General features: G+C 64.9%; 8 protein-coding genes. All 8 read right to left on the bottom strand.

Annotation, left to right across the window (positions count from 1 at the left end):
* Positions 1-73: 73 nt before the first annotated feature.
* The 8 genes from HH308_RS15615 to HH308_RS29820 all read right to left on the bottom strand — a co-directional run bounded on the left by HH308_RS15615 (position 74) and on the right by HH308_RS29820 (position 11,649).
* Positions 74-484 (bottom strand): ester cyclase, encoded by a 411-nt coding sequence (locus tag HH308_RS15615; RefSeq protein WP_170195144.1) that lies wholly within the window; start codon positions 482-484, stop codon positions 74-76.
* Positions 485-968: 484 nt separating this feature from the next.
* Positions 969-1,682 (bottom strand): TetR/AcrR family transcriptional regulator, encoded by a 714-nt coding sequence (locus HH308_RS15610; protein WP_170195143.1) that lies wholly within the window; start codon positions 1,680-1,682, stop codon positions 969-971.
* 143 nt (positions 1,683-1,825) lie between these two features.
* Entirely contained in the window at positions 1,826-2,878 is a 1,053-nt protein-coding gene (locus tag HH308_RS30450; protein WP_170195142.1) for a helix-turn-helix domain-containing protein, read from the bottom strand.
* 768 nt (positions 2,879-3,646) lie between these two features.
* Positions 3,647-5,500, bottom strand: a complete 1,854-nt coding sequence (nhaA, locus tag HH308_RS15600; protein ID WP_170195141.1) for a Na+/H+ antiporter NhaA — start codon at positions 5,498-5,500, stop codon at positions 3,647-3,649.
* 55 nt (positions 5,501-5,555) lie between these two features.
* Positions 5,556-8,249 (bottom strand): excinuclease ABC subunit UvrA, encoded by a 2,694-nt coding sequence (locus HH308_RS15595; protein WP_170195140.1) that lies wholly within the window; start codon positions 8,247-8,249, stop codon positions 5,556-5,558.
* 133 nt (positions 8,250-8,382) lie between these two features.
* On the bottom strand, positions 8,383-8,862 hold the full coding sequence (locus HH308_RS15590) for a tautomerase family protein (protein WP_170195139.1): 480 nt from the start codon (positions 8,860-8,862) through the stop codon (positions 8,383-8,385).
* Positions 8,863-8,957: 95 nt separating this feature from the next.
* A complete protein-coding gene (locus tag HH308_RS15585; RefSeq protein WP_170195138.1) occupies positions 8,958-9,380 on the bottom strand; it encodes a nuclear transport factor 2 family protein in 423 nt (140 codons plus the stop codon).
* Positions 9,381-10,395: 1,015 nt separating this feature from the next.
* Entirely contained in the window at positions 10,396-11,649 is a 1,254-nt protein-coding gene (locus tag HH308_RS29820; protein ID WP_312870620.1) for a TetR/AcrR family transcriptional regulator, read from the bottom strand.
* Positions 11,650-12,319: the final 670 nt, after the last annotated feature.

Below are 12,319 nucleotides of genomic sequence, written 5' to 3'. Positions count from 1 at the left end.
AGCAGCGATGGGGCGGCCATCGGTGAGTCCGGGCTGAAGCCAACGGTGTCGCTCGTTCGGCCGAGCGCGCTCGCTACATCAGGCCGAGCTGTGTCATGAATTCGGCCTGGTCGTAGATGACGCGGTACTCGGTGACCTTCTCGGCGTCGAAGGTCCAGAATTCGCCGAGGATCATCCGTAACTGCCTGCCGGTGGGCGGCACGACGCCACCGTCCGGGAGGGCGAGGTCCTCGGTGTGAGTGCCGGTGACTTCGACGAGGAATGCCGATGAATCTCCTTCTGACGCAACCTGGTACGGGCGATGCTTGAGGTCGGGAAAGGCCGCGAAGAAGCCTGCCATCCACAAGATCACCACCTCGCCGCCCTGCTGGGAGAATCCGGGAGCCTCGATACGACAGTCGGGCGCCAGATAGTCCTGGCACCAGTCAAAATCGGTGGCGTCGACGTGCCCGAAGAAATCGGTGATGAATTCGGTTCTGCTCATTGGGTTTCCTTCGATCGGGTCTCGATCAGTGGTCGACGCGGGTTGATCGGAGTATCGGCCCGAAGTCGACGAGTCTGTGATTGATGTCGCCGAACGGAACTTTTCCGTCCAACCACGAGTCGGTGCGGTGTGAGATGCATGCGCGCTGTGACGACTATCTCATTGACCGCCTGTACGGTCAATAGTGAATTTCCAGTCCGCGTTGCTTGGGTGTGTCTCCCAATTCTTCTGCAAGGCATCGCCGGGGCGAGCGCAGCGACGGGGCATTTCGTCGGTGGCCGATCTGGCAAGGCGGAGGAGGGAGCGATAGCGGCAGCTATCGTGACCGGCGACAACGCAGCCAGGCGGTCAGCGGGCCGCCGAGGACCGCAAAGGGAATGGGGGGACACACCCTAGGGGCCTGCCGTACACGTGAACGCAATGCGGCCCGAAGCCATTGCAGCGCAATGACTTCGGTCTACTCTGGTTTACTTGTGAGTTTGTGTCAGAGCGCCTGCGCTGCGGCGTCGAGCACCTCGTAGACAGCGATCCGCACGGTTCCGGCGGGGGCGATCAGCGCGTCGACGACGCCTGCGTCGAGCAACAAACCACGCAGGATGAGCGTGACGTAGGACTGTGCGACGTCGTCGTTGGACACGCTTCCCGAGGGATTGAACCACGTCCACATCCACTGGGTGCCGCCGAAGATCTGCAGTGCCCAGATCGACACGTTGCCGTCGTGGAAGAAGCCTGCGTCGATGCCTTCGACGAGGACGTTCTTGAGCAAATCGAGGTATTCGTCGCGCAGTTCGCGGGAGCGTTGCATCGACGGTGCGTCGTTGAATCGGATGATCTCGCGCTGAAATGCGACCGTCTCGGTGCGCCCGTAGGTCTGATACATCGCGAATGCCCACACGAGACCGGCGAGTCGGGTGACGGGTGAATCGAGGCGCGCGACGATGTCTTTCGCCTCGGCGAGGCGATTCTCCATGTACCGCTCGTGCGCGTCGGCGAAGAGCAGCTCCTTGGTCCCGAAATGATGGACGATGGTCCCCTTGCTGATGCCTAGCTCTTCGGCGATGGCACCGAAATTGGTTCCGTCGTAACCGGATTCGGCAACGCGGCGAGTGAAGGCGTCGCGAATCTCATCGCGGCTGCTGGGCCGCGCGCTGGCTCCGGCACGCTTCCGGGCGGCGCGGGCAGGCTGTACTGCCGTCATGGTTTCCTCATCGAATGCCGGGGACGTCGGGTTGACTTCAAGGCTACGCCTAACCGTACGTACGGGCAATTGAGGCTTCGTTCAAATGGGTTTCAGCAGGCCCGACTCGACCCTACCCGCTGCCCGGAGTCAGCCGATCCGGTTTATCCCACCGCTCGCCGACCGTCGAGCGATGGTGATCCGATCGGCCGACCGTCTCGGCCGAACACCGCCGCCCCGCTCCTGAGCTGCCGGTATTCACCGGGGGTCGCGCCGGTGATCGATCGAAAGGTGCGGTAGAACTGCGCCTCGCTGGAGAATCCGACGTGGCGGGCCACCGACCCGATCGAAACGTTTCCCTGAGCGGCCAACAGCTTCTGCGCCGCCTCGACGCGGAGCAGTCGAAGTCGACCGGCCACGCTCTGGCCACTTCCCTCAAAAATGCGATACAGGCTCCGACGAGACACATGACATCCGACCGCAATGGATTGGATGTCGAGGTCGGGGTCGCTCAGATGTCGGCGCATGTACTCGACGACCTGCTCGCGGCGCAGGAGCAGTGGTAGATCCTGTTCGCCCATCGTCGAAGAGGCGTAGGCGAGCAACGAACCGGCGAGACCGGTGACCTGGGGCGCCAGGATCGCGGCGCCGACCGGGTCGTCCAACTGCGTGTGAGCGAGACTCAAGAAGAACGACGCCACCGACGACAGCGCTCCGTCGAGCGCTATCGGTGTGGCCAGCAACTCCGCGCCGCGCCGCACACCCGACGTCGCGAATGCCTGGTCCGCGGGCAGGTGGACGACGACTTGCTCAAAGCCGCCGTCGTAGTTCATTTCGAAGGGAAGGCTGCTGTCGTAGCAGATCATCTCTCCCGGGCCGAACCGGGCGGAGTTGCCCGCCTGCTCGATGAAACCCGTTCCGCGCGTGGGTAATACCGCAAAGACATAGTCGGGATCGTCGGTGCTGCGTCCGATCAGTCGACCGCTCCGAAGCACGCGCTCGCCGCTGGCGCGTTTAGTCGACACCGAGTACTCCCCGTAGCAAGCGCTGCTGATCGATCCGGTGAACTCACCGGTATGCGGCTCGGTGGACACGTCGGCGTAGACGTGGCGGCGGACCGAGCGCCAGTAATCTACGGCAGACTCTGGGGCGACGTCGTCGGTCGACCAGGTTCGGGCGACATTGGGCGGCGCAGACGCATCCTCTCCCACGCGCACGGTTGCCTCCTCGGCTCGCTTTGGGTCGCCGTTGGCATCCTACGCGCCGCAGGGCTCAAGCGAGGTGTCTGCTCAGCCGCGAGCGGGGCCGGCTCCGACGCGGGTCGCAGCCTTGATCGACCGACAGCGGCTCCACCCCGGCGGTTGAGCCGCCTATCCCCGCTGGTTGAGCCGTGAGGAGTGTTAGCGCGCCGTACTGAGCGAGGCGCTAGCCGAGTCGAAGTGACTAACGTGTCGAAACCACTGTGACACAACCGATTTCGGTGAGTCAATGCTGGGCGGAAGCCGAGACCGACCGACCGCAAATGCGCCTGCTGGTTGCACACCCCGAGGGGATCACCACGGTTTGGAACTCGACGGCGGATGCCACGCGAACACCGGTGGTACTCACTCTGATTTCGACTCGCTGCGCACGCTCAATCGGCGAAATGAGTCCGTGTGCGGTGGATCCAGGTTGAGTGAGGTTGAGTGCTGCGCGGGGTGCGCTGACATCGTCGGCGTACGTGGTTTCGACACGGGCCTTCGCTAGCGCTTCGGCCCGGCTCAACCGGCGGGGTGGCGCTCAACCAGCGGTATGGCGCTCAACCAGCGGGGTGTGCGGATCAACCAGCGGGGTACGGGCCTGCGTCGGCGCTTCGGCCCGGCTCAACCAGCGGGGTATGCGGCTCAACCGGCGGGGTGGCGCTCAACCAGCGGAGTTGCGGCTCAACCAGCGGAGTATGCGGCTCAACCACCGTGGTATGCGGCTCAACCACCGGAATGGACCAGCTAGACCGGATCCTGCGTGCGCGTACCCCGGCGGCTGTGTTCGAGTCCGGCGGACAGCGCGCGGGCGTCGTACGCCCCGACGTTACGACAGCCGTCGATGAAGAAGGTCGGGGTTGCCCGGGCGCCGCTGGACCCGGCGCTCAGCACATCGCGCTCGACGCGTGCCTCGACCTCGGCGCTGTCGAGGTCCTTGGTGAATCGGGCGACGTCGAGGCCGAGCTCGCGCGCGTAGGCGATCAGGTCCGCGCGTTCGAGATCGGTCTGTCGGGTGAACACCAGATCGAGCCACGGCCAGAACATCTGCTGCCGCGCGGCGGCCTCGGCCGCCTTGGCCGCCAGCAGGGCGTGCGGGTGCTCATCGGTGAGCGGCAGATGGCGCACCACATAGCGCAAGTCGTCGCCGAACCGCGCATGCAGGTCCTCCCAGCCGCCGGTGGCGTGGGCACAGAACGCACATTCGAAGTCGACGAACTCGACCAGGGTGAGTTGGGCGTCCTCCGGCCCGCGAATGTGGTCGACCTCCGGGTCGACCGGCGGAGACAGCACCATCGGAAGATCGGCGGTGTCTTCGCCCCATCGTGCCGCTGCAACCCGGAAGATGGCCCAACCGAGCAATGCGGCGAGGACCATCGCCGCCAGAACTCCGACGGTCGCCTGCCGGCCCAACTCCGACGTCGTGCCGAAGGCCAGCCCGATGATGAGCAGCGACACCGTGAAGCCCATCCCCGACAGCGCCGCGCCACCGAACACGCTTCCCATGCCGACGCCTTGCGGCAGTCGTCCCACCCCGAACCGCACCGCGGCGACGGTTGCCAGGCCGATGCCGAGGAACTTGCCCAGGACGAGCCCCAGCACAACGCCCCACGTGACACTCGATCCGACGGCGTCGGAGAGTAGTCCGCCCCGCAGGTCGACGCCGGCGTTGGCGAGCGCGAAGAGCGGCACCACCAGCAGAGCTGTCGGCAACCTCAGGTCTTCGTGGAGCCGTTCATTGACCGCGGTTCCCTTCGCCAGGCCACGAGCGACTTCCCGGCCCGACGCCGCGCTGGGCGACTGCCAGAAGTCCCGGAACAGTTGCTTGGCCTCCACGACCTTGTGTCGTTGCGTGGGATAGGCCGGGACGAGCAATCCGGCGACCATCCCGGCGAGCGACGCATGGATACCGGACTCGACGGTGCTGAACCACAGCACGACGATGATCAACAGATATGGAGTGGCGCGCCATTGTCGCGATCGTCCCAGCAGCCACAGGGCAACCAAGCAGGCAAGGGAAACCAGCAGCGGTACCAAGCGAATATCTTCGCTGTACACCACGCCGATGATCGATACCGCGAGGAAGTCGTCGACGACCGTCAGCGTCAGCAGGAACACGCGCAGCTGACCCGAGAGTCGGGGGCCGACGATGGCGAGTGCGCCGAGCATGAACGCGGTGTCGGTGCCGACGACAGCGCCCCAGCCTTTGACTCCATCGCCGCCGACCACGAGGAGGTAGATCAGCGCCGGAAGAATCACACCCGCGACTCCCGCGACCAGTGCGATGCTCGCTCGCGCCGGATCGCGCAGCGAACCGTGGGCGAATTCCTGACGTACCTCCAGGCCGACGAGAAAGAAGAAGACCACCATCAACCCGTCGTTGATCCAGTGATGCAGGCTCATGTGCATGCCCACCGATCCGAGGTAGAAGCCGGCCTCGCGCTGCCATAACGCGAAGTAGTCCGCCGAGGCCGGCGAATTTGCCCACACCAGCGCCACCACGGTCGCGGCGGCGAGCACTACCGCCGACCCCGACTCTCGTCGGAGAAAGAACGCGACCCGGTCCTTCATCCCGTGAGCTTCGTGCACCTGCTGCCGCATGTTCGTCCTTCCGTCGATTCGAAAAGCAGTCGATCGCACTGACTGGACACGCTGATCATCGTGGCAGCTCAGCGGACAGATACCGGGCCGTTGCACTGGCATCGCACGCCGCCACGTCGGCGGGAGTACCCGCGGCGACGACGTGCCCGCCCGCACCGCCTGCACCGGGCCCCATGTCGATGACGTGATCAGCCTGTGCGACGACCCGCATGTCCAGTTCGGCGGCCACGACCGTGTTGCCGGCGTCGACGAGTCGGTGCAGGTGCGCGAGCAGGCGATCGGTGTCGGCCGGGTGGAGACCGGCGGTGGGTTCGTCGAGGAGGTAGAGCGTATCGCCCCGATGAGCGCGCTGCAGCTCGCCGGCGAGTTTGACGCGTTGGGCCTCCCCGCCGGACAGCTCGGTCGCCGGTTGTCCGAGCCGCAGGTAGTCGAGCCCGACGTCGCGCAGGGCGTCGAGCGGGCGGATCACGTCCGCCTCACCCTCGAAGAACTCGAGCGCTTCGGCATTGCTCAACTCCAGCACCTGGGCGATGTTGCGTCCTCGCCACGTGATCTCCAGTGTCTCGGCGTTGTAGCGCGCACCATGACAGTCGGGACACGGGCTGTAGACACTGGGCAAGAAGAGGAGTTCGACCATCACCCAGCCCTCGCCCTCACACGTCGGGCACCGCCCGCCCGCGACGTTGAACGAGAATCGGCCGGGCTTGTACCCCCGACGACGAGCCTCGGGAGTATTCGCGAAATGCCGACGGATGTGGTCGAACATCCCGGTGTACGTCGCGACATTCGAGCGCGGAGTGCGACCGATCGGCTTCTGGTCGATGCACACCACGCGACGGATGCCCGCCACGTCGCCGACGACGGTTCCGCCCACCTCGGTGACGGTCTCGGCGAGGAGATCGTCGTCGTCGGCATCGTCGAAGCGCACGGGTCGGCCGAGGTAGTCACCGACCAGCTCGGGCAACGCTTGGGAGACCAGACTCGACTTTCCCGATCCAGACACGCCGGTGACGGCGGTCAGGCAACGCAGCGGAACCGAGACTGACAGATCATGCAGATTGTTGCGGTGAATACCGGTCAGTTGCAGCCAGTCGCCACGATCCCGCGGCACCCGCGGCGCGGCACCGGCGCCCTCCCGAAGGAGATAGCGCCTGGTCACCGATTCCTCGACGTCGGCCAACCCCTGCGGCGGACCGCTGTAGAGGACTCGCCCGCCGTTCTCGCCCGCGCCGGGTCCGATGTCGACGAGCCAGTCCGCAGACCGGATCACGTCCAGCGAATGTTCGACGACGAACACGCTGTTGCCGTTGCGCTTGAGTCCCGCCAAGATGCCACGCAACGCATCGCGATCACGCGGATGCAGGCCCGCGGACGGTTCGTCGAGCACGTACACGACGCCGAACAGTTGCGACGACAGCTGTGTCGCGAGCCGGACGCGCTGCAACTCGCCCCCGGACAGTGTCGGCGTACTGCGTGCGAGCGACAGGTAGCCGAGCCCGAGGTCGCGCAATGGCTGCAGCCGCTCAGCGAGGTCGGCGATCAGACGTTGTGCAGCGGAACGCTTCTCCGCCGACATGTTCGGCGTCGTCCGAACGTCGGGGGCGGCCGAGTGCTCGGCGCCACCGGCCGCGACCCGCGCGTCGACCGCGGACTGCCGAGCCCGACGATCGAGGACGCCACCCGACATCGCGGGCGACCAGTCGGGCGCCAGCACGACGGCGCAGAGGTCGGCCAATTGATCGAGGGTGAGCCGAGTGAGGTCGGCGATGTCGTAACCCTCGAAGGTCACCGACAGCGCCTCGGGCTTGAGCCGCTTGCCGTGGCACACCGTGCACGGTCCGCTGCCGACGAATCGCGACACCCGCTTCTTGACGCCCGCACTCTTCGTGCCGGCGAAAGTGTCGAGCACGTACCTGCGCGCGCCGACGAAGGTGCCCTGGTAGCTGGGTTCCATGTCGTCGCGGATCGCCCGACGCGTCTGTGCCGGGGTGAACCCGGCGTAGACCGGCACGGTCGGTCGTTCCTCGGTGAACAGAATCCAGTCCCGGTCTTCGCGGGGCAGGTCCTGCCACGGCGTGTCGACGTCGTAGCCCAGCGACACCAGGATGTCTCGAAGGTTCTGGCCATACCAGGCCGGCGGCCACGACGCGATGGCGCGCTCCCGGATCGTCAGCGTCGGGTCGGGCACCATCTGCGCTTCGGTGACCTCGTATACCCGGCCGATGCCGTGGCACGCCGGGCACGCACCCTGCGGCGTGTTGGGCGAGAAGTCCTCGGCGAACAACATGGGCTGGTCGGCCGGATACGTCCCCGCCCGGGAGTACAGCATGCGCAGCAGGCTCGACAACGTGGTGATACTACCGACCGACGACCGCGTGCTCGTTCCGCCGCGCTGCTGCTGGAGTGCCACCGCGGGCGGCATCCCCTCGATCGAGTCGACGTCGGGCACCCCGACCTGGTCGATGAGCCGCCGCGCGTACGGGGCCACCGACTCCAGGTAGCGGCGCTGCGATTCGGCGAACAGGGTGCCGAACGCCAGACTCGACTTCCCCGATCCCGACACCCCGGTGAACGCGACCAACGCGTCACGCGGGATGTCGAGGTCGACGTCGCGCAGATTATGCTCGCGGGCCCCGCGCACACGTACCGACGAGAGCGGGTTGGCGCCGCTCGTCCCGGCGTCGCCCGTCACCTGTCCGCCCGACGCCGGTTGTCCCGGGCCCACGATTCCACCAACTGTTCGGCTCATGGAATGCAGCGTATTTCGCCGAGCACACGATTTACGACGCCGCGCGACCCGATGGCACGGTACGCGACGATCTTGGCACGGATCGTCAGTCGATCGGGTCAGCCGACGCCGGGTCGTCACACCGCCGCAACGCTCACCGCTCCGCCCGACTGCGCGCCAGCGCCTTGTCCGCGAGTTTGCGACCCACCACCGGATCACCGACGGTGAGCGTCAGCAGGTCGGCGAGATGTACGACGGTGCCTCCCGCACCCCACGTGCCCTCGGGAACCGACGGCGTGAACACCCAGACGCGTTGCGGGTCGCGCGGGTATGCGCCGCCCTCGGCGTCGAGCACCGCAGTGGTGACGTCGGCGACCAACGCCTGTCGTCGTTCGGGCGTGAACTGCCCTTCCGGGGCTGCCGCGTAGATCCGGTAGCGGGGCGCGTCGGCCGGCCGCCCGGCCACGTACACCTGCGGCCGATGGACTGCCACCCAGGCGATCGACTGAACGAATTCGTTGTCGGGGTCGGCTCCTTCGTGGCGCAGCACGATGGTGGTCAGGTCGGCGATCAGCGACTGTTCGGATTGCGGGCTCAGCGCGCCCTCCGGGATGAACACATCGATATTCGGCATTGTCTTCTCCAATTCCGTTGTGGTGGTGGTGATTTGTTTGACTTGGGGATTGCTTGACTGGGGACTTGTTTGACTTGGGACTTGCTTCCGGTCGGCTACCGCGGGGCAAGCACTCCCAACTCGATCAGGCCAGCGTTGACTCGCTCGGCGACCGCATCCAGCCCGCTTCTGGGCCGCAACATGATGGTGAACTCTTCGATCAAGCCTTGCTCGTTCAGTTGCACCAGGTCGATGCCGTGAATCTGACGCTCCCCGACCGACGCCCTCAGCACCAACGCATGCGTCGGCGCGCGCTCGCCGTCGGCCATCTCGCAGGTGCCCGCGAGCTCGCCGACGTACCGGAAGTCGTCGAAGACCTTCGTCAACAGCACTCCGAACAGGGTTTTGATTACCGGGCGGCCGGTGAACGGGGAGAATTTCATCGGGCTGAACACTCGCGCGTCGTCGGCGAAGAGTGCGTCGAGTGCCTCCAGATCTCGTTCCTCAACTGCGACCCGCAGCTGATCGATCGTGGACATTTCTTACCTCCATCGGTTGAAACTGGTTGGGAATTAAGGGCCTCTTCTGACCACGCGATGTCACGGGCCACGAGGGAGCACGGGTCGACGTGGGTGATCGATCGCTGATGATTCAGGCGACCTTTCCCGTACTACCCGCATCTGCACGACTGACCAAATCACCTGTAGGACAATAAAATTGGCGGACCGTCGCTGACGTCGCGTCGGCGACTTGAGGCTAGACTAAATCGTCTAGACCGATAGGTCAAGAGTCTTTGACTATTTGGTCTAGACTCAATAGTCTAGCGTCAGTCGAAGTGAAGGGAGCAGCCAAGGGCAACGAGTTACGCCGCTGCCCTCCTCCGCCGACTTCCAACGGCGACCTTCCCCCGCCGACTTACAACGGCGAACCTTCCCCCGCCGACTTACAACGGCGAACCTTCCCCCGCCGACTTACAACGGCGAACCTTCCCCCGCCGACTTACAACGGCGAACCTTCCCCCGCCGACTTACAACGGCGGAACTTCCCCCCGCCGACTTACAACGGCGAACCTTCCCCGCTGGTTGAGCGAGCGCAGCGAGTCGAAACCCTTGGCGAGGCAAATTCTGGCCTGTCTCAACCTGTTTGGTTGCGTCGGGGCATCTTGGTTGCGAGGTTTCGACACGGGCCTACGCTTGCGCTCCGGCCCGGCTCAACCAGCGGAAGAGGCTGAGCGCAGCGATCTCCTCCAGTCGCGCATCCACCGAGCACATACGACAGTTCAGCCGACGGCGCGCGCACTGCTCGCCACCACAAACTTGTCGAAATCCGTTGCGCCACCGTGATTTCGACTCGCTACGCCTGCTCAATCCACGGGATTACCGACACGATCCCCAGCCGGCGCCACTTCAACTCGCCACGCTCGCTCAATCCACGGCGTTCGACACGATCCCCGGCCAGCCACCGTCGTTCAACAAGCTGCACAGTCGGATCACCCCGCGTTGATCGGCGAACCCAGGCTCAACCTGCTCGTGCCCTTCCCAGCCGATGCCGTCGTCACGGTGTCACCACTGCGACGATGGCGTCCGCCACGGAGTCGAGTGCGACGGTGTCTCGCGTCGACGAGCTGACGACGAACGCACCATTGATGAGCGAAAGCAGTGCGGCACTTTGATCTTCGACGCTGACGTCGGCGCGCACATCACCGCGTAGGCGCCCTTCGGCGAGCACGACCTCCAACTGGCTACGCCATTGGCGGATCAATGTCGCCAAGGTACTGCGGAGAGGTTCCGACGTGGTCGCGACCTCGGTCGCCAACTTGCCGGCCAGGTCACTGCGTCGGAAACCGGAAGCAACGAAGATCGCAACCAACTCATCATAGTAGCCACGCAGACGCAGAGCTGTGGGCAACTCGTCGTGCCCAGACACCCACGCGGCCAAGGTCTTTCGATGAAAATCGTCGTAATTGTCGAGCACGGCGAGAGTGAACGCCTCTTTCGACCCGAAATGGTGGTAGAAGGATCCCTTCGGGACCTGGGCGGCGGCCAATAGCGCGTCGACCGTCATGCCGTGATAGCCGCGTTCGAAGAGCAGCTCAATCCCTTTGTCCAACAACCTGTCTCGGTGCGTTCGACGCCTGCTGGCGACCGGCGGCTCGGGCTCCGACGGTGGAGACAGCGGCGTCGAATCGTATGCAAACTCGCGAGAGGCGTTCTTCGGCAACAGTATTCGTTCGATCTCACGTGTGGAGGCGTCGAGAAACGACTGGTCGCGCAACGCCAGCGCCGCCACGAACGTCCCTTGAACCATTGCCAATACCGCGTCTGCCAATTCCTCGGCGGGCATGTCCTGGCGAACCTCGTCGCGCGCCTGCCCGGCGGCAAGCAACTCTCGAAGCGACTCGCGCCATTCGGCGAGGCTCTGCGCCAGTCGCACTCGGTAGGACTCGGAACTCGAGGCGAGTTCGTTGGAGAGTTTGCCGACCAAGCACGACCGGTTCCAGCCCGACGACACGAACCGTTCAGCGAGTTCCGCATGATAGGCGCGGAGCCGTTCAGGCACGGTGAGGTCGTCGCGTTCGGCCCAGCGGGTCAGAATGCCCCGCTGAAACTCGTCGTAGCGGTCGAGCGCGGCGAAGCCGAACGCCTCCTTGGACCCGAAGTGATGGTAGAAGGACCCCTTCGGGACGCCCGCGTCGGCCAAGACGGCATCGACCGCGGTGCCATGAAAACCAGCCTCGTAGAAGAGTGCGGCCCCCGACCGCAGCAACCGGTCCCGGTGCGACATCTCGGCGCGAGCGTCCGTGGTCACGGCAGAACCTCCTGTCGAGCAGTGCATCTAGACCATTCAGTCTAGCGGATCGTCGGCGTAGCCACGTGTGCGCGTGCGAAAAGACGCCGGCGCGCTGAGCCTAGTCCGAGCCGGTTCGTGTCTGAGGGGACATCGGCGGGTACTGAGTCTGCGCGACGCTGTCGGCGCCGTCGGCGCCGGGCGGCCTCCAGAATTTTCGGACCGTTGCCCCATCGAGATCGGTGCTGCAAAGTAGGCGAATGCCTCCGCTTCTCTGCGGCGGCCGGTGCATGGCAGACGTTGATGCTGTCGCTGCGAGCGGCCTGGCGGGATTCGATAGCCGATCGCGCTTGCTAGCTGGCGTGGGCAGGTGGGAACATGCAGACTGAAGTCGGTGGTCGCCGGTTGTATTGTGAATAGATGAAGCGATCTCGACTTTCACCCGTAATGTGTATCTTGGCTATTGCGTCGTCACTTTCGTTGATCGGTTGTAGCGATTCATTTGAGCGAGATCGTACAGCGCGCGTGATTGAAACGCCCCAGGCTGATCAGGCTTTGTTGTCAATTAGGGTTGTTCTCCTTGAGCAATATCGGTTTACTGCAGGATATTCCGTTGCACCTCCATTCTCGGGGAGATTCGCCTATTACCTCCGATATGATCAGCCGAGGAAAGTGGACTTGCGTGTGCTAG

Origin of the sequence: Gordonia asplenii, from assembly GCF_012933505.1 — a bacterium.
Lineage (GTDB): Bacteria > Actinomycetota > Actinomycetes > Mycobacteriales > Mycobacteriaceae > Gordonia > Gordonia asplenii.
The sequence above is the reverse complement of the archived record's forward strand: the minus strand, read 5'-3'. Positions and strand labels throughout refer to the sequence as shown.

What these genes read in the sequence shown, in the direction of transcription:
- HH308_RS15610 (WP_170195143.1), bottom strand. Translation starts at nt 1,682, where the DNA reads ATGACGGCAGTACAGCCTGCCCGCGCCGCCCGGAAGCGTGCCGGAGCC.
- HH308_RS15590 (WP_170195139.1), bottom strand. Translation starts at nt 8,862, where the DNA reads ATGCCGAATATCGATGTGTTCATCCCGGAGGGCGCGCTGAGCCCGCAA.
- HH308_RS15615 (WP_170195144.1), bottom strand. Translation starts at nt 484, where the DNA reads ATGAGCAGAACCGAATTCATCACCGATTTCTTCGGGCACGTCGACGCC.
- HH308_RS15595 (WP_170195140.1), bottom strand. Translation starts at nt 8,249, where the DNA reads ATGAGCCGAACAGTTGGTGGAATCGTGGGCCCGGGACAACCGGCGTCG.
- nhaA (WP_170195141.1), bottom strand. Translation starts at nt 5,500, where the DNA reads ATGCGGCAGCAGGTGCACGAAGCTCACGGGATGAAGGACCGGGTCGCG.
- HH308_RS15585 (WP_170195138.1), bottom strand. Translation starts at nt 9,380, where the DNA reads ATGTCCACGATCGATCAGCTGCGGGTCGCAGTTGAGGAACGAGATCTG.